Consider the following 22875-nt stretch of genomic DNA (forward strand, 5'->3'; position numbering starts at 1 on the left):
AGGTGCCCGTCGCGGTAGTCCGGCACCGCCATCATCCTGCGACGTCGGATCGTGCGAGTCGTCCGGGCGGGCCGTCGGTGATGGATCGATCTGACGGGCGGCGGATCGGAGGTTCGGAGTGCGTGCCATCCCCTCGACGATCGCCGTGCACGCGGTGATCCGTCCCCCTTTTTGGCGCGTGATGGACCTTGTGTCCAGAATGACGATCTCTCTACTGTCGTCGACAGTCGGGTCGGGTCGGGGCTCGTCGAGGCGATTCTGGAGGATGCCATGTCTGTTCGAACTCTCGTCACGTCCATCGCTCGCGTCACTGCGGCGACCGCTCTCGCGGCTGCGCCCGCGCGAGCGGATTCGTCCAACGAAGCGGCAGGATGCTCCCTCACCACCTCGACGCCCTACCGGACGACGGACCTCCGCCTCGGAGCATGGGGACGTGCCGATCGCGATACCTCCGCGGACCGCTCGCTCAGCGTGCAGGTCTGGCACTACGACGACTACCTACCGGACGCGCTCGTCTTCACGTCGACCGACGCCGAGGACGGCTCGCACGTCTTCACGAGCAACGAGCAGTGCGACAGCGGTGGCGACACCACATACTTCGCGTCCGGGGACGTGAACGGGGGCGGCGGCACGATCGTCACAACGGGGGACACCGACCGCATCGTGTTCAGCCACTGCTGACCGTGGCCGACCCGAAGCGCAGCATCGCGCTCGACGACGTGCGCCTCGCCCGCGGGAGGCGCGACGTGCTCCGGGGGCTTTCGCTGACGATCGATCCCGGCCTGACCGTCGTACTCGGGCGCAACGGCGCCGGCAAGAGCACCCTGCTGGAGGCGCTCGCCGAGGCGCGGCCTCCGTCGTCCGGCTCCATCGTGATCGGTGCTCGGGCGCTCGACGAGGGTTCCCGGGAACGGCGCGCGGTGTGGCAGAGGTCGGCTTCCTGGCGCAGGCGGTCGGATTCCCGCTGTCCTTTACGGCGCAGGAGTGCGTCGAGTACTGCGGCTGGCTCAAGGGTCTGCCGCATCGGGACCGTCGGCGGCGAGCGCGAGACGCCCTCGGACTCGTCCGTCTGGCCGACTCCGCTGGCAGCCGGTTCGGGTCGCTCTCGGGAGGGATGCGGCAGCGGGTCGGCATCGCCGCCTCCCTCGTCCACGAGCCCGCGTTCTGGATTCTCGACGAGCCCTCCGTCGGGCTCGACCCCGAGCAGCAGAGCTTCTTCCGCGAGGTAGTGGCCGAGCGTTCGCGCTCGAGCACAGTGCTGCTCAGCACGCACCTGTTCGCCGACGTCCCGGAGCCGGCGACCCGTGTCGCGGTCCTCGGCGGGGGACGCGCGCTCTTCGACGGCACCGCGAGCAGCCTCGGCGAGGGCGAGGGCGAGGGCGAGGGCGAGGGCGAGGGCGAGGGGGACGGCGAGGGCGTCGGCGAGGGCGCGTGGCGCGCGCGCACCGAGCGCGGCTACGAGGAGCTCCTCCGGCGCGAGCTGGGGCCGGCGTCGTGATCGCGCTGCTGCGCTCCTCCGTCGCACGCTTCTGCTGGCCGATCCTCGCCGCCGCGGTCGTCGCCGCGTTCACCGGAGTGAAGCCCGTCGGCGTCTGGGAGTGGTCCAGCGCGACGCAGGGGATCACCTCGTCGCTGGCGATCCTGGCTCCGATCGTGGTCGGGCTCGCGGTGCTCGACGCAACCCGGTGGTACTCGGCCGACGAGCGACGGCGGCTGAGGCAGGCCGCGATCGATCCGATGCTCCCCGTTGTGAGTCACGCTGCGGCCGGAGCAGCCTGGTGCCTGCTCGGGTACGCCGTCGGAGGCATCGTGGTCGCCGCGCTCTTCGTCGCGCACGACGGGCAGGGCAGTCCGGTGTGGTCGTGGCTCGCGGCCTCGGCGTCCGCGCTGCTGCTCGCGTGGAGCGCGGGTCATCTCGTCGGCGTGCTCGCGCGCGGCCGCTGGATCGTCGCTCCGCTCGCCGCACTGGGCACCTACTTCGGATTCATCCCGGCGACGCAGCTGCCGCAGGGCGGATGGCGGTGGCTCTCGCACCTGTACGTCCTGACCGGCGATCAGACCGACGTCTTCTCCGGCTACCGGGAGAGCACACTCCTCGGCGAGATGCTCTGGTACTCGGGCGCGGCCGTCGTCGCACTGGGCGTCGCCGCCCTCGTGCTCGGCCAGCGCAGACGGAGAGCAGTCGCCCTGACGGTCGTCGCCGCCGTGGTCGCGGGTCTCGGTGTCGGCGGAATCGCCCAGGGGCGGGGTGTGATCCTCGAGGGCGAGTCCGGAGTCGACCTGACCTGTGCGAGCGGACGGGTCGAGGTGTGTGTCGCGGCTCCGTACGCCGCAGGCCTCGGCCCGCTCGTCGAGGCCTTCGACGCCCTCGAAGGGAGGGTTGCGGGGACCGCGCTGGACGTCGCCACGGTTCATCAGGGATACGGAGGTGGGGCATCCACGGACGGCGAGATCTACCTGCACGACCTCGCGCCGGGATACGCGGAGCGGGCGGTGAGGATGTACGTGTCGACGCGCCTGGGCGCACTACCGTGCCGCGGTGACTCCGGGGCCGTGCTGCCCCTGATCGCGCAGTGGCTCGCGGGCGGCGATGTGCAGCGCTACGAGCACGCCTCGCCTGGTCTGGTCGCGGGCTCGGCGCGCTTCGCCGGTCTCAGCGAGGGGGAACGGATCGCGTGGTTCTCCCGCCACGCCGATGCGCTGCTTGCCTGCACCGTCACCCTCGCTGATCTGTGATGCAGGACCTGCTTGTGGCTCTGCGCCTCCGGCGCTTCCGCGTGTTCGTCGGAGTGCTGGCGGCGACGATCGCCGGTGGGCTGCTGGTCGGCTCGGCCGCCGTGCAGCCGCGGAGTGGAGTCCCGTTCCAATACCCGCTCGCGATGGCGGTTCCCGCGGCGATCGGCACCGCCCTGATCGCCCTCTCCCGCTCCGCTCTGGCGCGGTGGGAGCGGACCGCCTCCCGCCCGATGCGCGCGCTGAATCTGGCGGTCACGGCACTCGAACTCGCCCTCGCGCTCGTCGCGCTCCTCCCGCTCGCCCTCGTCACCGGTCCGGAGCAGGGCTACGTCTCTGCCGCCCGCAACCTCCTCGGCTTCACCGGCCTTGCGGCGATCGGTTCCGCTCTCGGTGGGCCGCGCTCCAGTTGGCTGCTCCCGCTACTGGTGCTCGCGATCCCGCCGTTCTTCTTCCCGAGCGCCGAGGCGGACTCCCTCGGGCTCGTCACGTTCTATGCCCAGCCCGACTCCGCGGCGAACGCCCTCGTCTCGTGCGTGCTCCTCGGCGGGCTCGGCCTCGCGCTGACCGCCGTCCGTCGTCGGAGGTGACGCGCGACGTCTCCAGTCGCGCCGTCGATTCGTCGCGCGGTCCGTGCGAGCGGGACGAAGGGTCCTCCCTGACGGATCGACCGTCGGGCGCCCTGACGGCGCCGCCCGCGCGTTGCTCATCGCTGCGACCGCCCGGCCACGGCGAAGGGGCGCGACCGAGCATTCGAAGGGGTGGGCGCCGGGCTCAGACCCCGGGGAGTGCCCTGTCGCGGGCGTCACCGTCGTGCGTCGACGAGGTCCGGCACGAGCAGCCCTGCGGCGGCGCGGAGTTCCTCGACGCGGTCGAGCTGCTCCCAGGTGAATCCGGGGAGCTCGCGGCCGAAGTGGCCGTAGGTCGCGGTCTGCGCGTAGATCGGTCGGAGCAGGTCGAGGTCGCGGATGATCGCGGCCGGACGCAGGTCGAACACCTGGCGGATCGCGGCTTCGATCGCGGTGTCGTCGACGTGCCCGGTGCCGAAGGTCTCGACGTACAGGCCCACGGGCTTCGCGCGGCCGATCGCGTACGCGACCTGGACCTCGAGGCGGTCGGCGAGACCCGCGGCGACCGCGTTCTTCGCGACCCAGCGCAGGGCGTAGGCGGCGGAGCGGTCGACCTTCGACGGGTCCTTGCCGCTGAACGCGCCGCCGCCGTGCCGGGAGGCGCCTCCGTAGGTGTCGACGATGACCTTGCGGCCGGTCAGCCCGGCGTCGCCCTGGGGGCCGCCGATCTCGAAGCGGCCGGTCGGGTTGACGATGATGTCGACGTGCGACGAGTCGAGATCGACGAGGTCGAGCACCGGGCGGATCACGTGCTCGGTGACTGCCGCGGTGAGCTCGGCGAGCGTGATGCTCGGCGCGTGCTGGGTCGAGAGGACGACGGTCTCGACGGTCCTCGGCACGACTCCGTCGTAGCCGATGGTCACCTGGGTCTTGCCGTCAGGGCGCAGGAACGGCAGCTCGCCGGACTTCCGGACCGCGGCCAAGCGCTCGGCGAGGCGGTGCGCCACCCAGATCGCGACGGGCATGTACTCGGGCGTCTCGTTCGTCGCGAATCCGAACATGATGCCCTGGTCGCCCGCACCCTGGCGGTCGAGCGGATCGACTCCCGCGCCGGAGCGCGCGTCGAGGGACTCGTCCACCCCCTGGGCGATGTCCGGCGACTGCGCGCCGATCGACACCTCGACACCGCAGGTGCGCCCGTCGAAGGAGACCTCGGACGAGGTGTAGCCGATCCCGGTGATCACGTCGCGCACGAGCGCCGGGATCTCCACGTAGCCGGAGGTCGTGACCTCGCCGGCGACGTGCACGAGGCCGGTCGTCACCATCGTCTCGACCGCCACCCTGGCGTGCGGGTCGACGGCGAGCAGCGCGTCGAGGATGCTGTCCGAGATCTGGTCGCAGATCTTGTCGGGATGCCCCTCCGTCACTGATTCGGAGGTGAACAGGCGCAGGCTGGTGCTCTCGGTCATGGTTCCCTTTCTCGGAGTGCGGTCGTGTTCCGGGGCCGGAACGACAGGGCGAGGCTGAACGCGACTCCGATCACCGCGAGCAGCGACCAGCCGGCCGACGGGCCCGCCAGCGTCGACGACGACACGATGAGCACCGGGAGTGCGGCGGCGGTGATGCCCCACGACGAGCCGATGATCCCGATCGCTGCGGCGTGGAGTCGGGGCGGCGTCCGCGCGAGGACGGTCGGAGCCATCCCGGCGGTGAGCAGCAGCTCCGCGATCGTCCAGCCGAGCCCGAGGACCACCCAGCTGTCGGTGGCCGCCACGGTGATCGAGGTCGCGGTGGCCGCGGCGAAGCCCCAGACGAGGTAGCTCGTGGATCTCGCGTCGCGGACGACCCGTACGACGAACGGCTGGAGGACGAGGATGAGGACGCCGTTCAGCAGGGCGGCGAGGACGAACGAGTCGGGGTGTCGCGTGACGAGCGCGAAGGTCATGCCCAGGCCCTGCATGATCGCCGTCGCGGCGAGGCCGATTCCGAGCGCGAACGCGAGGTCCTGCACGCCTCCGATGCCGAGTATCCGCCGGCCCGCGAGCGGCGGCACGGTGGGACGCCCGAGCGTCAGGACGACCGGTGCCGTCGCGATGAGGACGACGCCTTCCACGGTGAACAGCACGCCGTACTGCTGGTTCGAGGCGGAGACGAGCCCGGCGATGCCCGTGGCCACCGCGGCTCCGAGGTTGGCGGCCCAGGCGATCATCGACTGGGTCCTCGTCTGCAGGCCGTCCGCCGACGCGAACGTGATCAGCGTCCCGAGGAGGGAGCGCGCGAGGCTCGAGGTCGCCCCGACGACGAACATCAGGCCGGCGATGACCGCGACAGGGCCGCCGAAGGTCAGCGGGACGAGGAGCATGACGACGCCGTTCACCGCCATCGCCAGCGTGAGGATCGGTCTGAGCGTCCGCGACGTGACGAGGAAGCCGGCGAGGCCCGGGAGGATCATCGCCCCGACGCCGAACGCGGTCAGCACCATCGCGGTCTCCGAGGCGGAGTAGGCGTCCCGCAGCCAGACGACGGCGACGATCGAGCTGAAGCCGCCGGCCCGCACGAGCACCAGCAGGGCGAGTGCGCGGACGAAGCGCGCGGTCACGCGGGCACGTCCGATCCCGAGACCCAGGCCGTGAAGCGGCCGAGCCGCTCGCCCGCGTCCGCAGGCAGAGCGTCGAGGAGTCGGGGGTCCGCCCGCGCAGCGAGGACGCTCCGGGTGATCCTCGCGATGTCCAGCGACGCGAGGTCCGCCTCGCAGCGCCGACGGAAGCCCTGCGGATCCGGATGCGGCACGGCCCGTCGATCCCTGCCGAGCTCGCGGCGGTGCAGCACGGGCGCGTCCCGGAGCGCCAGGTCGGCGTCGTGGCGGGTGAGCCCGAGCCGGGCCAGCCACCAGCGGATCGCGGCCGGTCCGTGCGTCTGGAGCAGCTGCGACACCGACGAGCCGTTCCGCCCGGCCGACTGCGGGCTGGCTCCGTCGACCCGGACGTGATGGTGCACGTACAGGCGGTCTGCGGCCGGAACTCCGAGCGCCGTGCAGAGGAGGGGGACGACCACCGTGTGCAGGTTCACCAGCCCCTTCCCGCACACCTGGGTGCGTCTCGCCGCCGCGGCCCAGTTCCTTCCGGGGCGGGGAAGGAGGTAGCACCCCGCCGCGACGAGGCCCGAGTGGATCACCTGGCTCGGGTCCCCCGGGACCGCCACGCCGACATCACCGGTCCGGGAGGCGGGCCGCGAGACGCTCATCAGTGCCGGGACGGGCGCTGATCCCGCTGCCGCCGGGGCGGCCGGCCCGACGACGACCACGGACTCCCGCCAGCGCGCGAGCGCGTCGAGGAAAGGCGCCGTGCGGAGGAACCAGTTGTCCTCACTGCGCTGCGGGAGGTCCGAGCGGCCGCAGGCCGGGCATCCTGCCGGCTCGACCGGTGCGTCGACGTACGACTCGCAGTGTTCGCACCACGCGCCCGTGAACGTGCCCGTCTCGAGGGCGTCCTGGGCGCGCAGCTGCTCCCAAAGCTCCTGCATCCAGCGGTGGGACTCCGGCGAGTCGGTCGAGCTCACGTCGACCGGCTCACCGGCGACCGCCGTCGTGGTCGCGGCGAAGCGCTCGAGGCCGCTCTCGACACCGGCGCGGACGCTCGGGATGTTCGTGTCGTCGCGTGTCGCGCTGACGACCGTCTCCGCGCCTTCGAGCGCGCGGATCGCTCCCGCGACGACGAGGTCGACGGCGAAGCCCACGTGGTCGAACGAGTGCGCCGACGCCGAGGGCACCGTCACCAGGTGCGTGCGCCCCATCAGTACATCGCGTTGCCGATGTAGTTCGGCAGCGCCTTCAGGCGACTCTCGAGCTCGTCCAGGTCCGCGGGGTACTCCTCGCGGTAGCGCTGGGTGATCCGGTCCACGTCGAACCACGTGCGCGGCTTGCCCTCGGGCGAGTACCGGTCGGCGATCTCGTCGTACAGCGGGGTGCCGGGCCGGAGGAAGAGCTGGTTGAGACCGAAGTAGCCGGGGATCGTCGCGGCCCAGTCGACGATCTCGCCGGAGACGCAGGTGGGATCGCCGGGCAGGCCGATCAGGACGAACGCGAACGGCGTGATGCCCGCCCCGTCGAGCTTCTCGATCGCGGCCTGGATCTTCTCGGCCGGGATCCGCTTGCCGACTCCGGTCTGACTGACCGCAGGGGACTCCGCTCCCAACCACATCCCCCGGCAGCCGGCGTCCGCCCAGGTCGACACGTCGGTCCGCAGGACGACCTCGGTGCGGGTCTGCCCCGACCAGGTGATCCCTGTGCCGGGGAGTTCCTCGCACAGCTCCCGGTAGAAGCTCTTGTGCAGTCCGAACACGTAATCGAGGAAGAACATCTCGGACACGCCCCGGTCCCTCTGCTGTTGGATCGACGAGAGCGTGGTCGACACGGGTTCCGCCCTCATCGTGGTGCCGAAGGGCAGATGGCAGAACGAGCAGCCGTAGGTGCACCCGCGGACGCCGAGTACGATCCCGCAGGTGTTGCGCTGGACCCGGCCCTCCGCGAAGGTCTCTGCGGTGTACTGGCTCGCGTCGATCAGGTCGTAGTCGGGCACGGGGAGGGCCTCCGAGTCGATCGGCGGGAACACTCCGACCGCGGGGAGGACGCCCGTCAGAGGGACGCGCCCGGACTCGAGGAAGGCCACCGCCCCGACCGCCGCGGCGTCCGCCTCGCCCCGAGCGACGTAGTCCACCGCGATGTCCTCGAGCGTCGGAGCGGGGAGCTGCGTTCCGTGCGGTCCGACGGCGATCACTGTGGCGGCCGGCCACCGCCCGCGGAGCGAGGACACCGCGGAGCGGATGGGTCCCAGATCAAGCGGGTAGCACTGCGCCCGGTCGGCGATCGCCGTGATGACGACGACGTAGCGGGGCTCGTCTCCGCTCGGCGGCTCGGTGGCGACGCGCTGGTCCCAGATGCGTGCCTCGTGCCCGTTGCTCTGGAGGAGAGACGCGGCGAGCAGCGCGTCGAGCGGATGTTGCAGGAAGTCGCGGGAGAACTCGTCTTCCACGATGACGAACAGGACGGAGGCCATGTCAGCCCCTTTCTCTCGGGAGATTCTGGAGTGAGGAGATCGTTGAGACGGTGGAGATCGCGGCGTCGTCGAGGGCCGGGGGAGGGTCGTCGTCGAGGGCTGAGAAGAAGGCCGCCAGCTGCCGTCGATAGGGCGCGAGCCAGTCCGCGGACCCCGCCTCCTCCGGTCGTGACGGCAGGTACAGCCCCGCGTCGGGGACCGTCTCAGGATCCGGTCGCGCATCCACCACCACCGAGCCGCCCTCGACGACGACGGTGCCCGTCGAGCCGTTGAAGCACACGCGCGGCATCCGCCCGGGGAAGGCTCCGGAGGTGAAGGAGGCGGTGGTGACGCAGCCGGACCGGTGCACGAGGCAGGCCGTCGTGCTCGACCGGTACCTGTCGAGCACGACCGTCTCGCAGAACGCGATGCGCTCGACGGGACCGAGGCACCAGATCGCCAGGTCGAGTTCGTGATGGGCCAGGTTCCAGAGCTGGTCCTCGACGCGAGCCGGGTCGTCGGCGAAGTAGCGGTCCGACCGCCAGAGGGGTATCTCGACGGTGGCGGAGGACACCCGACCGAGCGAGCCCTCGCCGATCAGGCGATGGACCGCCTCCCAGGCCGGGGCCCAGCGGTGCTGGCTCACGACCTGGAGGCCGAGCCCGGCGCGCCGCGCGACCGCGCGGAGGTGCTCGGCGCCCGAGGCGGTCAGGGTGACGGGCTTCTCCACGAGGACGTGCTTGCCGTGCTCGAGCGCGCTGAGCGCGATCGACTCGTGCGTCCGGGTCGGAGTGGTGATCACGACGGCGTCGATCCTCGGGTCGGCGATCACCTGCTCGGGGCTCATCTGCTCGGGGAGCGCTTGCTCGGGGAGCGCGGTCCGCGACCGGGGTGCCTCACCGGTCCTCGGTCGCCTGGTCCCGACCGTGACGGCGCCGACCAGCCGGGTGAGCTCAGGTTCCGTCGTCAGCATCCGTGCCACCTGCCGGCCCATCGCGCCGTGCCCGATGACGCCGATGTTCCTAGGACGCGGCATGGGTCACCACCCGGGGCGCTGTCCAGGTGCGCAGCCGCAGCAGCATCTCGGTGTGCTCGATCACGTCCAGCTCTCTCCGCACGTCGCGGGGCTGCCTCGCGGTCAGCCGCGTGATCGCGCGGCTCATCGACGTCCGCAACGGGTCGTCGACGATCGTGGTCACACGGCGCCCGCCCGCGCGCGGCTCAGTCACCAGAAGGCACTTGCGGGTGGCGGCGAGGGAGGCGTCCGCTGCCCCGGACGGCGTCAGCCAGAGCGAGTGCTCAGCGCCCGATGCGGTCGTGGAGCGGACCAGGCGGTAGTTCGACGGATCGCCGCCGCCGCACTGGAACAGGCGCGAGGAGCCGCCCGCGATCCCACTGTGCAGGATCAGGCGTCGACCGTCGTGACACGTCGTCTCCCAGCGCGCCTCGAGGAGGTAGCCCCCGTCGTCGACGAAGTCCACTCGCGATCTGTCCGGGTCGAAGGTCTGGAGGTCGTCGGCGGAGACACCGAGACTCCGGGCTATCGCGTACAGGTGGGGCCATTCGTAGCCGAGCACGCCGGCGATCGGATCCCGGAAGCGCCCCCGTGCTTCGTCCAGCGTCCGGTCCTTCACGAAGCTCACGACGAGATCCGCCCGAGGGTCGGCCGCCCGCGCCAGGGCGAGCACGGCCGCGCTGTCCTGGTATTGCGACACGACCTCGATGCACGCGAGGGGGTGGCGGTCGAGGAGCTCGCGGAACGACTCGAGCTGGGGCGACGTGCAGGCGGGCTTCTCCAGGAGGACCGCAGCGCACGGGTCGCGTCGGAGGATGGACGCGAGGGCCGGGAGGTGCGCGGCGGTCGGTGTCGCCACGATCCAGAGGTCCGGGTCGGGGAAGGCGTCGTGGACGTTCCGATGCACGGGGACGGGCATCGCTCGCACCGGAGCGGTGTCGACGACGACGACGCGGTGGCCGGCCTCGACGAGCATCGCGACGCGGAGAGCGCCGATCCGCCCGCCGCCGACGACGGCGATGGCCAGGGTCATCGCGCGGAGGAGAAGTAGAGGTCGTAGTAACGGGTGTACACGCCGGAGTCCCGGATCCAGTCGTTCACGGTCTGCAGCGCGAGCGAGGGCGCGGCGCCCGCCTCCGCGCCGTCCACCAGTGCCGCGAGGCGACTGAGGACGATGAAGGTCGCTGCCCGATAGAGGTCGTAGCCGCCGTTCGGGATCCCCTCGAACTGGTAGAGATTGAACGAACGGCCGTCACCGAGCACGGTCGCCGGCCCGAACCCCTCGACTCCGGTGACCGCCGACAGGTCGGCCGTGGCGAACGCGGTCAGGTAGCAGTCCGCCGGCAGCTGCTCGAGGGTGGAGCGCTCCGCGATCCGTTCGCCGGTGCTCGACACCAGCAGCTTCGGCCGCGTGCGGATCGCCTCGTCGAGGTCCGGGGTGGTCTCGAAGCCGTTCTCAGCGGCGGAGATGAGCTGGAGATGGTCGGTGTCGACGACGACGACGCGGCACCCGAGCGACCGGAGCGAGCTCGCCAGTCGGGCCCCGAGCGTCCCGTACCCGACGCTGACGACCCGCATCCCGATCAGCTTCTCCCCGCGGAGCGCTTCGCGGAGGCGCCGCATGCACGAGTCGGCGATCTCGTTGTATCCGATCCGCTGCTTGACGTCCGAGCGGGCCATGTTGGCGACCGGGAGGCCGTCGCTGAGCCGGCTGCTCGCGAGGCGTTTCAGCCCGCTCACCGTGAGCTCGATCGCGGCGTCCGGGCGCTCCCGGAGGACGGGATCACCTGCGGCGTCGGTGAGGGCGAGCAGGCCGCCGTCGTCGATGATGATCACTTTCTGCCGCCGGTCGTGCCCCTCGCGGGTGAAGCGGTCGACGAAGCGAGCGGTCTCCTCCGCTCGAGCCGCTTCTGCCGCACTGGTCGTGTGGTTCACCGCCGCGTTGTCGAGCCGCCTCACCTCCACGCCGAGGGACTGGAGGGTCATGGCGACGCGCTCGCGGTTCAGCGTCGCGTCGCCTTTGTCGAGGACGACGATGTCGGCCGCCGGGACGCCTGCCCCCAGGAGCGCCGAGATGAAGCCCAGTGAGTTCTCGACCAGATGGTCGCGGAAGATCACCCGCAGTCGATCCGTCGGCATCGCGAAGGCTGCTGCCGCCCAGCTGAGGACCGGCATCGCGCTCAGCACTTGTCGCTGCTCTTCGCTCGCGAAGCATCCGTCCAGCTGCTCCAGCATCGCTGCCATCCCGGCGCCGAGATCGAAGTCGCTCGATCTGATCAGCGCCGTGAAGACCCGTGCAGTGGGGGTAGCGGGCTGCAGTGCGCGGGGGGTTGGAGAACCGAACACGACGGTCAGTTCGACGAGATGCCCGTGAGAACTCGTCCATGTCGTGAGGAGGGCGTCCGCATCATGGCGGATATCGAGGGAGTCCTGCTGTCGGACCAGTCCGGCACTCCGTGCATGAGCGTCTATGGCGGCACAGACTCGGTCGCGAGTCGCCGCTCCGGTGATCGCGAAGACAGGCACGGCGCGAGTGCCGTCGTCGAGGGCGCTGGTGGAGGTTTCTGTTGAGGTGACCACGAGCAGAACCGTAGAGAAGAACCGATGTCGGGTGAATGTATCTGTCTGATTACTCAGGCAACTACAAGCCTTTGATCCGGCTTCTGTGTTCTGCCTGAGAAGGCAAGTCTTTGCAGTGAACAACGGGTGTCGAACAGTGTGTATCAATGGCACCCTTCGGCCCTTGGCACGAAATGCCGATGAATGACACCCCCTTTCTGCGGGGACTGCGCCCCCTTTCCGTGGGGGGCTCGCTTGCCTCGGAACGTGCGGCGGGGCGGGGGCGTCGACGCTCCTCCGTCGCTCCGATGACCGCGGTCGCGAGGGTATTTTCCCCGGCTGTCACGAAGGATCGAATGGCGTCTCGAGGACATCCTGAGGCCCGCCTCCGATCGAGAGAGCGCGACCACTCCGAGGAGAGCGCGACCGTTCTCACGCGGGCTCGAGCGGCGTCCTCCGGCGTGCGTCGTTCGGCCGACGTTCGCGAATGTCTGATCACCCGCTCATAGGCGTCGGGGATGACAGGAAGAAGGACTGCGGTGCCCGCCCACTATTCCTGGTGGCGGGTGTTCTCGCTGCGGTTTCTCCTACGATCAACAAGGCCTCTTCCTCCTGTGTGTCTAGGTGCTGCAAGTCGCTGTCGTGAATGCGGAAGAATGGCGCTGGCCGCGCCCTTCCAGAGGGGCTGCCGGTAGGCGGACCGTCTGCCACAGGACTCGACGAACGGCGCAGAAGGGCTGGTCGACAAGGTTTTCGCAACTGAAGGAGCGGCCGGCGCCACGCCCTTGCTGCGTCGTGGGCGGCGACGCCGACGAGTATCGCGATGTACGAAAAAGCCGCTTCTCGCGAGAGCCCGATAGGCGGCCCGGACCCCGTTCCGCGCGGCGCCGGCGGTGGTCCTTGTCTCCTGACACCGGATACGGTTCCGGTCGCGAGCGTCACAGCTCTGTCCCCGTTCTGAGACGGTCGTGTAACAGCGGGCTCCTCGGCCCGGGCTGGCTGGTGAAGTGACTGCCATGACCAACAACACCGTCCCCAACGTCCTCCGCCGCGGCTCGACCCGAGCGGCTCTCCTCGGTGCGGCAGCCCTCTCGCTCGTCGTCCTCGCTGGTTGCACCGGCACCGCCGCTCCCGGCTCCGCCTCCTCTTCCGCCTCCTCCTCCGATCACTCCGTCCTCTGGCTCGGCGACTCGACCGCCGTCTCGGAGGCGCCCGCCCTCAAGGCCGCCTTCGATGCGGCCGGCGTCTCCTTCGAGAGCGGCGCCGCCGATGGTGGCGGCGCGGTCGTCGACCCCGGCCCCCCGATGAGCGAGCTCGTCCAGGGTGTGTGGCCGACGCTGCAGAAGAGCATCGCGGAGTCGGGCGCCGACACCGTCATGTGGCAGGTCACGATGTACGACTGGGGCACGCCCGAGCAGCAGGTCGAGGGCATGCAGAAGCTCGCCGACGAGGTCGAGAAGGCCGGTGCCGACCTCGTGATCGTCTCGGCACCGCCGATCGGCGACGAGATGTACCTCGAGAACAGCGCCTCGACCGCCACCATCGGTTCCTCCGCCCAGTCGGTCGCCGATGCGAGCGGCGGCACGGTCGCCTACCTCGACGCCTCCGCCCTCTGGGGCACCGACCCCGCCGGAGACAAGGCGTTGCGCTCGGGCGACATGACCCACAACTGCCAGCAGGGCGCGGCGGCGTTCGCCAAGTGGTTGACCACCGAGTACGCGGCGCTCCCCAGCGGTGTCCCGGCGGCGCCCGTCGAGTCCTGGGGAACCGGTTCGTGGACCGCTGACCCGGAGTTCGCCAAGTGGGACTGCCCGGCGGCCGGCGCGTGATTCCGCTCGACTCGGCGACCCGGTCGGAGCGCGAAGCGCGGCCGACCGGGCGCGGCCGCTCCGCTTCGCGCTCGTCCGCCCCGCGCCTCGGCCAGCTTGACGGCCTTCGCGGCATCGCGGTCCTCGCCGTGCTCCTCTTCCACACCTCCCTCTTTCCCGGCGGTTTCCTCGGCGTCGACCTCTTCTTCACCCTCTCGGGCTTCGTCATCACGGCGGGGCTGCTGCGGGAGGCCGGGGCCACGCGGCGGATCGATCTGCTCGCCTTCCTCGGGCGACGTGCCCGGCGTCTGCTGCCCGCTCTGCTCGCGCTCCTGGGGCTGGTCCTGATCGCCACAGCGCTACTGGCCACCCCGGCCGTGCGGCACAATGCAATCGACGACCTGCCGTGGGCCCTGGCCCAGCTGGCGAACTGGCACTTCATCGGCGCGGGCATCAGCTACGGGCACATCACGGACGTGCACGTCTTCGCACACCTGTGGAGCATCGCGGTCGAGTGGCAGTTCTATCTGGTCTGGCCGGTCGTCATCGGAGTCCTGGCGCGCCGGGCGCGCGGGGAACGGCTTCTGACCGCTCTGATCATCGGGGCGACGATCGTCTCGGCGGCCCTGATGGCGGTGTACGCCGTCTCGGACACGACACGGGCCTACGAGGGCACGGACACTCGCGCCTCCGCTCTGCTGCTCGGTGCTCTCGCGGCGACGCCGCCCGTGCGCCGACTCGCTGAGTCGCTCCGTCACGGCTGGGCGTCCTTCGCCGCCGGAATGCTTGCGGTCGCGCTGCTCGCCCTCTGGCTGATCGCGGACGGCACCGACGCCCTCTGGCTGTACCGCGGCGGATTCCTTGCGCACTCGGTCGTGGCCGCCGCCTTCATCGCCGTGCTCGCTGCCCAGCCCCGCATCGGCGTCTCCCGCGCCATCGGGAGCGCCATTCCCCGCTGGCTGGGCGGGGTCTCCTACAGTGTCTACCTCTGGCACTGGCCCCTGGTCGTCCTCCTTCCCGCGATTCCGGGAGAGAGCGGCGTCTGGTGGCGCGCCGGCATCGTGATAGCGGGGTCGATCCTGCTCGGCTGGATGTCGACCCGGTTCCTCGAACGTCCGATCCAGTCGGGGGCCCGGTGGGCTCGCGGCCGGTCGGGAGCGATCGCGCTCGTGGGCGCAGGAGTGGTGATCATGCTGATCTGGCTGGCCGTGCCTCGTCCCGACCTCGGTGCGGGTACCGTCGATCTCGATTCGCTGTGACACCGCTCCGCCGTCTCGTCGCCGTCGCGGGTCTCGTCGCGCTCGTCGCGGGCGCCGTCTCCGGGTGCGCGGGCGACCAGCTTCGCCCGGCGGGTGCGCCGGCCACCGGCTTCCCCGCGTCCGAGTCGCCGGAGCGAACCGTTCCGGTCGTCCTCGTGTCCGCGAGCGGGCCCTGGGTGGTGTGGCGCGACGTGCCTGGCGGCGACCTGCTCCAGGCATCGGCGGAGGCGCTGCTCGCCGGGCCGACGGACGAGGAGCGGGCGCGCGGCATCACCTCGGCGCTGCCGCCCGGCTACTCACCGCTCGTCTTCACCGGGTCGGAGGGGCAGGTGGAGGTGAGCCTGCCCCTCGACTTCCGCCAGACCGCCGCCGACACCTCGCAGCAGATCGCCTGCACAGCCGCAGCGTCCCCGGGAGTTCCGGGTGGCCTGCCTCCGGCCGAGGTGGTCGTCGCGTTCACGGAGCCCTCCGCGCCCGAGGCGGAGCCACTCAGGGTCGTCTGCGACGACTCCTTCGTCGTGAGGATCGTCCTCTCCGACTCGCGCTGACGCTCCTCCCGACCTCTCGAGAACAGGACCCCCTATGAGCCGTGTGCTGCTCGTCGAAGACGACCCCGCGGTGCGCCGCGGCGTCACGATCGGCCTCGGTCGCCTCGGCCACGAGGTCGAGGCGGTGAGCGACGGCTGGGACGCCCTCGACTCCGTCGCGGAGGCACCCCCCGAGATCGTGGTGCTCGATCTGATGATCCCGGGCCTGAACGGTCTCGAGGTGTGCCGCCGCATCCGCTCGACGAGCACCCTGCCGGTCGTGATCTTCTCGGCGCGCGACCTCGACCTCGACATCGTGCTCGGCTTCGAGGCGGGCGCCGACGACTACTGCGTCAAGCCGGCCTCGGCCGAGGTGATCGACGCCCGGATCCGCGCGGTACTGCGCCGCGCCGCTCCCGCGCCAGGCGTCCTAAACGAGATTGAGGTTCACGGCGACCTCGAGATCGAGCGTCTATCGCTTCGAGTGCGCCGCGACGGAGAAGAAGTGTCGCTCACCCCGTCGGAGTTGCGGCTGCTGATGTTCCTCTCGGCAGCCCCGGAGCGCACCTTCAGCAGACAGGAGCTGCTCGAGCAGGTGTGGGAGCAGAGCTACTACGGCGAGGTGCGGCTCGTCGACGCCTGCGTGACCCGTCTCCGCGCCAAGATCGAGGCCGATCCGCGCTCGCCGCGACATCTGCACACCGTCCGTGGATTCGGCTATCGGTTCTCTTCGTGAGACTCCGTCCGCTCTCGTCGCTGCGCTCACAGCTGGTGCTGGCGTTCGCGCTCGTCTCTCTGGCGTCGGCCGCCGCTGCCGCGGGGGTGACTATCGCCGGATCGCGCGACGTCGTCCTGCAGCAGGCTCAGGATTCGGCCGTCTCGGCGTTACGCACCGGCGTGGAGAGGCTCGCCCCCGACCTGCGGGTCGCACCGGATCAGCGCACGCTCGGGCTGCTGATCGCCCGGCTGGAGCAGGCGCCCGGCGTCGACGGACCGGTGGCCGCCTCCTTCGGAGGCCGGCTGCTCGGTGCCGAGGAGGTACCCGCCGCGGTCGTCGAGAAGGCGGGCTCGCCCGCCACGGCACTCGCCCAGCGTGTGCGCATCGACGGGCAGCCCTCCCTCTCGGTCGCCGTGCCCGTCCTCGCCGGCGGAGCCCCCTCGGGGCTCGTCGTCTACTCGCTGACACCGCTCTCACCCCAGGAGGCGGTGATCGGCGGCATCGTGACGGGTGCGGCCGCCGGAGCCGTCCCGATCGCGCTCGCGGCCGTCGCGGTCGCCCTGCTCATCGCCGGCGGCCTGGTCCGCCCGATCGAGCGCCTCCGCGCAGGGGTCGAGCAGGTGGCGACGGGCGAGCTCGGCACGCAGGTGATCGCCGCCGACCGCGGGGAGGTGGGGGAGCTGGCCCGCGCCTTCAACTCCATGTCGCGCGACCTCCGCGCCGAGCACGACCAGCTGCGCCTGCTGGAGGAGCGCGCCCGCCGTTTCACCGCCGACGTCTCGCACGAACTCCGCACTCCGCTCGCCGCGATGACAGCGGTCGCCGGGGCCCTGGCATCCGAGGCCCCCGGCCTCCCCGACGACACGGCGGAGGCGGCGCTGCTCGTCGCCCAGGAGACCGACAGCCTTGCCCGGCTGGTCGAGGACCTCATCGAGATCTCCCGCTTCGATGCGGGAACCGCCGAGCTGCGACTCGACGAGATCGAGCTCTCCGCACTTGTCGGCCGCACCCTCGCCCTGCGGCAGTGGACTGATCGCGTGGCGGTCGACGTGCCCAAGGAGCTACGCGTCGTGGTCGATCCTCGCCGCCTGGACGTCGTGCTCGCGAACCTCGTCGGCAACGCGGTGCGTCATGCGCCGGGAGCCGTTGTCAGCATCACGGCCCGCGTGGACCAGAATCGGCTGCGGCTCGTGGTCGCGGACGACGGCCCGGGGATCCCGCCCGAGCTCCGCCCCCGGGTCTTCGACCGCTTCGTCAAGGGAGATCCTGCGCGCGGTCGCAGCGAGGGCAGCGGCCTCGGTCTGTCGATCGCGCGCGAGAACGTGACGCTCCACGGCGGCACTCTCGCCGTCGAGGCCGGCGCAGGCACGGTGTTCGCGATTGAGCTGCCGCTCCGGCCGCTCTGACGCGGGCCGCGCTCGCACACCTCGTCGGGGCCTCCTGCGAGTGCTCGTGAGCCGAGGGCCCGGCAGCCGTCGGAGCGCGTGTCGCGCCCACTCGTGCGCCATCCCTTCTCGCCAGTACTCAGCCCCAGGCGACCTCGAGATCGACGACGAAAGTCACCCCGAACCGGTCGCGCAGCATGCCGTAGAACGGTGACCACGCCGACGGGCCCAACGGGACGACCACCGTCGACCCCTCGACGAGCGCCTCCCAGTAGTGGCGGATCTCATCGGCGTCGGTGCCGCGCACCGAGACGAAGACCGGGATGGTGCCGGGATCGTGTGCCGTGTGTCGGGGCACGTCGTAGGCCATCACGCGGAACCCGGACTCTGAGGCGAGCTGGCCCCAGAGCAGCTGGTCCGCCTCCTCGGGTGCGGTGACGGCGTGCGCGTCGGCGTAGCTCACGGCATCGAGGCGGCCGCCGAAGACCGATCGGTAGAATTCCAGCGCCTCGCGGGCCTGGCCGCGGAAGTTGAGGTGGGTCGTGGTGGTGATGCTCATGGTGTGCTCCTCGCCGTCGTCCGGGTCGTTCGCCCGGGTGCACCGACCCTCCCAGGAGAGAAGGACGCGTTTCGTCCTCTTCTCGACCTAGCCTCGGGGGCATGCCCACGACGACCGAACGCCTGCTCCTGCTGCTCTCGCTGCTGCAGGCCCGGCGCGACTGGCCGGGACCGCTGCTCGCCGAGCGGCTCGCGATCGCGCCGCGGACCGTCCGGCGCGACGTCGACCGCCTCCGCTCGATGGGCTATCGGATCGGCACGACGAAGGGACCCGGCGGCGGCTACCGGCTCGAGGCCGGCAACGAGCTGCCGCCGCTGTTGTTCGACGACGAGCAGGTGCTGGCGCTCGCCACCGCTCTGCGCGCTCCCGTCCCGGGGCTCGAGGAGGCGTCGGCCCGGGCCCTCGCGACCGTGCGGCAGGTGCTCCCCGCGCGGCTGTGACCCCGCGTCGACGCTCTGCGGTTCACCGCGGTCGCGGCGCCGAACCCGGGCGTGCCTCCGGAGCGCCTGGTTGCGGTCGCCGCAGCCGTACGCGCGCAACAGGTGCTGCGCCTCGAGCATTCGGACGTGCTGCGACGCGTCGAACCGCACCACCTGGTCGCGCGTCAGGGCCGGTGGTACCTGATCGGCTGGGATCTCGACCGCGACGACTGGAGGGTGTTCCGCGTCGACCGGCTGACGCCGCGCAGCCCGCTCGGAGCCCGGTTCCGGCGCCGTCCGCTGCCCGGAGGCGGTGTCGCCGGATTTCTGGAGTCGCGGCTCCGGGGCGGTGAGGCCGGCGACGGCTGGTCGTGCCGCGGCTCCGTGCTGCTGCGGACGCCGATCGCCCGGGTGCTGCCCTACGCGGGCGACGGCGAGGTCGAGGACCTCGGCGACGCGGGCTGCCGCCTCACCCTCGGCGCGTGGTCGTGGGAGGCGCTCGCCGCGTCGTTCGGGCGGTTCGGGGCCCCGATGGGTGGGGCGGAGCCAGCCGAGCTGGTCGCCGCCTTCGCTGTGCTCGCCGAGCGGTACGCGGCGGCCGGGGCCTGACACGAGGTCGCCGAGCGGAGTGGCGACTCGTCATCGGAGGGGCGTCGCTGCGTGTCGCGGTGCCCGGTCAGCGACCAGTCGCGTGCGAGGCGCCGCAACGGAAGGGGTTGCCGTCCTTCGGCGCGAGGACTTGGCTGGAGGGAGCAGAGAGAGGTGTCACCATGACGCAGACCTTCCCCGCCTGGTTGCGGGATCAGCAGAAGAGGGACGACGAGGTCGGCCTGTTCGCGCAGGACTTCGGCGGCCGTGACGACCTGCCGGAGCACGGCGGCCGGGCGATCTACGACGGCTACTTCGCGAGCGAGTCCGAGTCGGCGCAGGCCGATCTCGATCGTGCCTGGATGGAGTTCGAGGCGCATCCCGAGCCGTCCGCCGCATCCGACGAGCCGGAGGGACTCCGATGAGCGACCAGACCCCGAGCCCCGTCGAGGACCCGGACGACCAGGCCGACAAGCCATCGCAGGCCGAGGGCGAGGACGAGCGCGACACTCCGCACGAGGTCCTGCCCGCCGAGGGCAAGCCCTCCCCGGCCGAGGGCTGAGCCGACGCGATCCGGTGGAGGGGCGCATCCGCTGTGGGTGCGCCCCTCCGGTGCGTCAGCCCGTCACCAAGGTGCCACCGAGGTCCGCGGAAACGGAATAAATGTCGGAGAAGAGCACCGCCCAGCCGCAATCGACCGCCGGATGGTTCGTCGTCCCGCAGTCGGCGACGCCTCCTGCTGCCTGCAGTATTCCCACGGCACCGAATCCATCGGCCCACGGGACTATGACCGGCCCGCCACTGTCTCCGCTCACTCCAAGAACATTCTTATTCACTTGCTCAGCGCGCATCGTGTAGAAGTCGCCCTCTTCGTCCGATGTCATCAGGTAACGAACATCGACGATTTTTCCGTCGCAATGAACTCCCGAGTTTCCTCCATCGGTGCAGACAAGATCTCCGACTCCGACCTTCTGCATACCTCGGACGGGAACGATGTCAGAGCTTCCCGGGCCGCCATCGAAAGTCCAGCCGATCCCGGTGCTCGCCAATGTCGCCGTCCCGGTGACATTGCCGCGGATGTCCCTGTCGCCGTACGAAGACGAATCCGCGTTGTATGCCCGCCAGGAGCCGCCCGCGACAGCCGGTCTGCAATGGCGGGCGGTCGTCGGCCTGTCGACGTCATTGATCCGCAGAGTGAACCCCGACGAGCACACCGACGATGCGGAAGGATCGAGTAGGAAGCTCCGCATGAAGCCGCCAGCCGAGAAGGCAGATACATCCGTCGTTCGTGAAGGCCGCGCGTCGATCGGTGCGAAGCGCGGCGAGATGCGGACATCGACGGGAAGAGACCCCGCTTCTTTCACGAGCTCCTGCGCGGCCTCGACAATGCCCTTCGTTGCGAGCGCGTCGTCTGTGGGTCCTTTTGTCGCGCTGAGAGAACCCTCCGCGACGAGAGAGGGGCGGTCGAACGCGACGGTCGAGACGCCTGAAAGTTCGAAGCCGATCGACGAGAGCGTCGCCCGCATCGCAGCGATCTTCCTCGCCTGCTCGTCGACCTCCTTCCAGCTGAACGGGTAGTCGACGAAAGCGACCGGAAGATCGGCGTCGCGGGCGGCAGCGCGAACTTCTTCCTTGCGCGCGGTCTCGCTCCCGTGCCACAGGATCTTCAGCCCGCCGGTGGTGTCGTCAACCCCCGAGATCAGGTAGCCAGCATCCGTGACGCCAGGGATGCTCTCAATGCGTTCGAGTAGGCGTCCTCGCGCTCGGTCCGCTTCGATGCGGTCCGCACCGCGCGCATCGATGTAGCTCTGGGTGACGTCGCTGTATGCCCAGCTGTCAGGGATCGCTTTGGTGGCGTCGGGCGGCGTCCTCTGCTCCTCCCCACTTGCGGATGCCACGGAAGACGTGGTGAGCAAGAGGGCGGTGATCGTCGTGACCAGAACTGTCCTCTTCATGTTCTCCTCATATTTCTTCGGGGCGTGAGCGCTGGCTGCGCCAGGAGCAGGGCGGCCCCGATCTGCATCACGGCCGACCACAGGGGTTGATCGGTGATGTAGTCGTGGCCGAGCAGTAGCGGCCCCGCTCGAGCGAGGAGCGAGGTCGTGCCGAGGGTCTGTATCAGGGCGAGGAAAGCGAGGGCGCGGCGGGCTCCCGCGGGAAGGCCGTGGATCGCCGCGACAGTCGCACCCCAGGCGATGACGGGCGATGCGAAGAGCATCACGAGGAAAAGGAACCTGACGTCCCCGAGAGGCGTGGCGTCGGGCTGCGGCCGCGAAGCCGCGAGGATGAACTGTGCTGCGCCGGCGAGGATCACGACGCACCGGCTGGCAGACAAGCGACGCTTCGCTCGGAGGCCGAGCGCTAGCACGACGTAGGCCGCAAAGGCGAGCGCAGCTGTGATCAAAGGTTCGGGCAGGAAGGGCCGTGAGAAGCCGTCGACCGAATGCAGCTGCCGCAACACCGGCGTCGTCAGGGCAATCGCAATGTTCCCGAGCCCGGCTCCGAGGAGGAGGCCCGACGAAGCGACCAGCGCGCGTTCCGATCTCAGCAGGACGGATCCCCCCTGGCCTTCGCTGCGAATTCTCGACACAGCTCTCTGTCTACAAGAAAAGAGAGAATATATCAAGTAAGTACCTGGAAGGCCCCTGGCGCACCCGGCGCAGAGAGCGGCGCTCGCCTCCGCGGTGTCAGCGCTCAAGGATCGCGAGCAGCGTCGGCGCTGTTCGGGTAGCGGGAGAGCACACTATCCCGATCACGGCGGGCCGGAGCGCGACCCGGGAGATAGAGTGCTCGCCCGCTCGCTCAGGCCTGCGCTCGCAGCTCGGGCGCAGGTGCCATTTCGGCACGGTGTCGGCAAATTCAAGCGATGGGGACTGCTGAGGGTTTCGTTGACTCGTCTTTTATGCCACGCGTGCGGCGGTTTCGATCATCTCGAACTCGATCGGGGTCAGGTGTCAGGGGGAGCGTTGGTGGCGGTGGCGGTGGCGGTGGCGGTGGTGGTAGGTTCCCTCGATCCAGGTGACGATCGCGAGGCGCAGATCCTGCGGGGTCTTCCAGCATTGCCGGCCGCGGACGTTCTTCAGCAGCAGCGCGAAGAATGACTCCATGGCCGCGTTGTCACCCCACGCATCCACTTCACCCCTCGATCCTTTCACGCCAGCGGCTTTGATCTCGGCAACGAATTTCCGGGAGCGAAATTGAGGCCCGCGATCGGAGTGAATCACGGCCCCGACGGGCTCGCGTCGACTGATGGCATTGCGCAATGCGCTTACGGTGAGGGACGCTTTCGTCCGGGAATCGATCCTCCCCTCGGCAGTGCTGTGCTCCATGACGTCTCTCAGCCAGACCTGGTCGGGACCGGACGCGGCGAACACCCGACGGACTCGATCATCATGAAGTGAAGCACGTTTTTCAGGATGCTTTCCCGACCGGCTTCGCTCGTGGCTACTTCTTGGGGTCAACAAGGCGACCAGGTGCGTCGCCCACGCAATACCCGCCGATGGATTCGCTGCAGCACTCGACGCTGCGAAGGTGTGGCCCCTGCAGTGGTAGCGTGCTGAGATGCGTTCGAGGCCCGCGATCCTTGAGGCTTATGCAAAACCCGCTATGAGGCGATAGATCCGGGCGTGTTATTCGCGAATAACACCTACCGGTCAGCTCTACTAGAGGAGTACTTCTCAAGGAACTTCTCACAAAGGAATCG

24 protein-coding genes and 1 pseudogene are annotated in these 22875 nt (G+C 70.3%); 14 read left to right on the forward strand and 11 right to left on the reverse strand.

Annotation, left to right across the window (positions count from 1 at the left end; genetic code table 11):
• Positions 1 to 270: 270 nt before the first annotated feature.
• The 5 genes and pseudogenes from GSU10_RS15395 to GSU10_RS01620 all read left to right on the forward strand — a co-directional run bounded on the left by GSU10_RS15395 (position 271) and on the right by GSU10_RS01620 (position 3323).
• The gene (locus GSU10_RS15395) at positions 271 to 681 is read left to right on the forward strand and encodes a hypothetical protein (protein WP_068208539.1); all 411 of its coding nucleotides are present in this window, start codon (positions 271 to 273) and stop codon (positions 679 to 681) included.
• A 65-nt stretch (positions 682 to 746) separates the two neighbouring features.
• A pseudogene (locus GSU10_RS15665) lies at positions 747 to 857 on the forward strand (AAA family ATPase); the annotation flags it as partial.
• A 65-nt stretch (positions 858 to 922) separates the two neighbouring features.
• Positions 923 to 1498 carry an ATP-binding cassette domain-containing protein gene (locus tag GSU10_RS01610; RefSeq protein ID WP_132505417.1) on the forward strand — a complete coding sequence of 192 codons (576 nt, stop codon included), beginning with the start codon at positions 923 to 925 and terminating at the stop codon, positions 1496 to 1498.
• A complete protein-coding gene (locus tag GSU10_RS01615; RefSeq protein ID WP_068209346.1) occupies positions 1495 to 2736 on the forward strand; it encodes a hypothetical protein in 1242 nt (413 codons plus the stop codon). Before GSU10_RS01610 ends, GSU10_RS01615 begins: the two co-directional genes overlap by 4 nt.
• A gap of 14 nt (positions 2737 to 2750) precedes the next feature.
• Positions 2751 to 3323, forward strand: a complete 573-nt coding sequence (locus GSU10_RS01620; protein ID WP_068209349.1) for a hypothetical protein — start codon at positions 2751 to 2753, stop codon at positions 3321 to 3323.
• A gap of 215 nt (positions 3324 to 3538) precedes the next feature.
• On the opposite strand, the gene metK is transcribed toward GSU10_RS01620, so the two are convergent.
• From metK to GSU10_RS01655, 7 genes are read right to left on the reverse strand one after another with little or no spacing between them, the layout of a single operon-like run.
• Positions 3539 to 4771: a methionine adenosyltransferase gene (metK, locus tag GSU10_RS01625; RefSeq protein ID WP_068209351.1), complete on the reverse strand. Its 1233-nt coding sequence runs from the start codon at positions 4769 to 4771 to the stop codon at positions 3539 to 3541.
• Entirely contained in the window at positions 4768 to 5901 is a 1134-nt protein-coding gene (locus GSU10_RS01630) for an MFS transporter (protein WP_068209354.1), read from the reverse strand. Before GSU10_RS01630 ends, metK begins: the two co-directional genes overlap by 4 nt.
• Entirely contained in the window at positions 5898 to 7094 is a 1197-nt protein-coding gene (locus tag GSU10_RS01635) for a class I tRNA ligase family protein (RefSeq protein ID WP_068209357.1), read from the reverse strand. Before GSU10_RS01635 ends, GSU10_RS01630 begins: the two co-directional genes overlap by 4 nt.
• Positions 7094 to 8356 carry a B12-binding domain-containing radical SAM protein gene (locus GSU10_RS01640; protein ID WP_068209359.1) on the reverse strand — a complete coding sequence of 421 codons (1263 nt, stop codon included), beginning with the start codon at positions 8354 to 8356 and terminating at the stop codon, positions 7094 to 7096. The genes GSU10_RS01635 and GSU10_RS01640 overlap by 1 nt, the downstream gene beginning before the upstream one ends.
• A 1-nt stretch (position 8357) precedes the next feature.
• The gene (locus GSU10_RS01645; RefSeq protein ID WP_068209362.1) at positions 8358 to 9371 is read right to left on the reverse strand and encodes a Gfo/Idh/MocA family protein; all 1014 of its coding nucleotides are present in this window, start codon (positions 9369 to 9371) and stop codon (positions 8358 to 8360) included.
• A complete protein-coding gene (locus tag GSU10_RS01650) occupies positions 9358 to 10383 on the reverse strand; it encodes a Gfo/Idh/MocA family oxidoreductase (protein WP_236713549.1) in 1026 nt (341 codons plus the stop codon). The genes GSU10_RS01645 and GSU10_RS01650 overlap by 14 nt, the downstream gene beginning before the upstream one ends.
• Positions 10380 to 11696 (reverse strand): Rossmann-fold NAD(P)-binding domain-containing protein, encoded by a 1317-nt coding sequence (locus tag GSU10_RS01655; protein ID WP_241972923.1) that lies wholly within the window; start codon positions 11694 to 11696, stop codon positions 10380 to 10382. The genes GSU10_RS01650 and GSU10_RS01655 overlap by 4 nt, the downstream gene beginning before the upstream one ends.
• Positions 11697 to 12925: 1229 nt before the next feature.
• Here GSU10_RS01655 and GSU10_RS01660 point away from each other — a divergent pair.
• The 5 genes from GSU10_RS01660 to GSU10_RS01680 are packed head-to-tail and all read left to right on the forward strand — an operon-like array spanning position 12926 to position 17627.
• Complete coding sequence (locus GSU10_RS01660) at positions 12926 to 13738, forward strand: hypothetical protein (RefSeq protein ID WP_068209365.1); 813 nt, start codon at positions 12926 to 12928, stop codon at positions 13736 to 13738.
• On the forward strand, positions 13711 to 14976 hold the full coding sequence (locus GSU10_RS01665) for an acyltransferase family protein (protein ID WP_206750685.1): 1266 nt from the start codon (positions 13711 to 13713) through the stop codon (positions 14974 to 14976). Before GSU10_RS01660 ends, GSU10_RS01665 begins: the two co-directional genes overlap by 28 nt.
• Positions 14973 to 15524, forward strand: coding sequence for a GerMN domain-containing protein (locus GSU10_RS01670; protein WP_068209368.1), 552 nt, complete (start codon positions 14973 to 14975; stop codon positions 15522 to 15524). Before GSU10_RS01665 ends, GSU10_RS01670 begins: the two co-directional genes overlap by 4 nt.
• Before the next feature lie 34 nt (positions 15525 to 15558).
• Positions 15559 to 16239 carry a response regulator transcription factor gene (locus GSU10_RS01675; RefSeq protein WP_132505414.1) on the forward strand — a complete coding sequence of 227 codons (681 nt, stop codon included), beginning with the start codon at positions 15559 to 15561 and terminating at the stop codon, positions 16237 to 16239.
• Entirely contained in the window at positions 16236 to 17627 is a 1392-nt protein-coding gene (locus tag GSU10_RS01680) for a sensor histidine kinase (RefSeq protein WP_068209372.1), read from the forward strand. The genes GSU10_RS01675 and GSU10_RS01680 overlap by 4 nt, the downstream gene beginning before the upstream one ends.
• A gap of 118 nt (positions 17628 to 17745) precedes the next feature.
• Here the strand turns inward: GSU10_RS01680 and GSU10_RS01685 are convergent, their stop codons facing one another.
• Entirely contained in the window at positions 17746 to 18165 is a 420-nt protein-coding gene (locus tag GSU10_RS01685; protein WP_132505408.1) for a VOC family protein, read from the reverse strand.
• Between the two features lie 101 nt (positions 18166 to 18266).
• Here GSU10_RS01685 and GSU10_RS15635 point away from each other — a divergent pair, with 101 nt between their 5' ends.
• The 4 genes from GSU10_RS15635 to GSU10_RS01700 all read left to right on the forward strand — a co-directional run bounded on the left by GSU10_RS15635 (position 18267) and on the right by GSU10_RS01700 (position 19734).
• The gene (locus GSU10_RS15635; RefSeq protein WP_330220131.1) at positions 18267 to 18605 is read left to right on the forward strand and encodes a helix-turn-helix transcriptional regulator; all 339 of its coding nucleotides are present in this window, start codon (positions 18267 to 18269) and stop codon (positions 18603 to 18605) included.
• 126 nt (positions 18606 to 18731) lie between these two features.
• On the forward strand, positions 18732 to 19193 hold the full coding sequence (locus GSU10_RS15640; RefSeq protein ID WP_425280537.1) for a helix-turn-helix transcriptional regulator: 462 nt from the start codon (positions 18732 to 18734) through the stop codon (positions 19191 to 19193).
• Positions 19194 to 19354: 161 nt separating this feature from the next.
• Entirely contained in the window at positions 19355 to 19597 is a 243-nt protein-coding gene (locus GSU10_RS01695; RefSeq protein WP_068209375.1) for a hypothetical protein, read from the forward strand.
• Entirely contained in the window at positions 19594 to 19734 is a 141-nt protein-coding gene (locus GSU10_RS01700; RefSeq protein ID WP_158286124.1) for a hypothetical protein, read from the forward strand. Before GSU10_RS01695 ends, GSU10_RS01700 begins: the two co-directional genes overlap by 4 nt.
• A 55-nt stretch (positions 19735 to 19789) precedes the next feature.
• Here GSU10_RS01700 and GSU10_RS01705 read toward each other — a convergent pair whose 3' ends face one another.
• The 3 genes from GSU10_RS01705 to GSU10_RS01715 form a co-directional block, all read right to left on the reverse strand.
• A complete protein-coding gene (locus GSU10_RS01705; protein ID WP_068209378.1) occupies positions 19790 to 21127 on the reverse strand; it encodes a chymotrypsin family serine protease in 1338 nt (445 codons plus the stop codon).
• A complete protein-coding gene (locus tag GSU10_RS01710; protein WP_132505405.1) occupies positions 21124 to 21393 on the reverse strand; it encodes a hypothetical protein in 270 nt (89 codons plus the stop codon). Before GSU10_RS01710 ends, GSU10_RS01705 begins: the two co-directional genes overlap by 4 nt.
• A gap of 733 nt (positions 21394 to 22126) precedes the next feature.
• A complete protein-coding gene (locus GSU10_RS01715; RefSeq protein WP_082845033.1) occupies positions 22127 to 22546 on the reverse strand; it encodes a DDE-type integrase/transposase/recombinase in 420 nt (139 codons plus the stop codon).
• Positions 22547 to 22875: the final 329 nt, after the last annotated feature.

Source organism: Rathayibacter tanaceti (assembly GCF_009834165.1).
In the GTDB taxonomy this organism is placed as follows: Bacteria; Actinomycetota; Actinomycetes; order Actinomycetales; family Microbacteriaceae; genus Rathayibacter; species Rathayibacter tanaceti.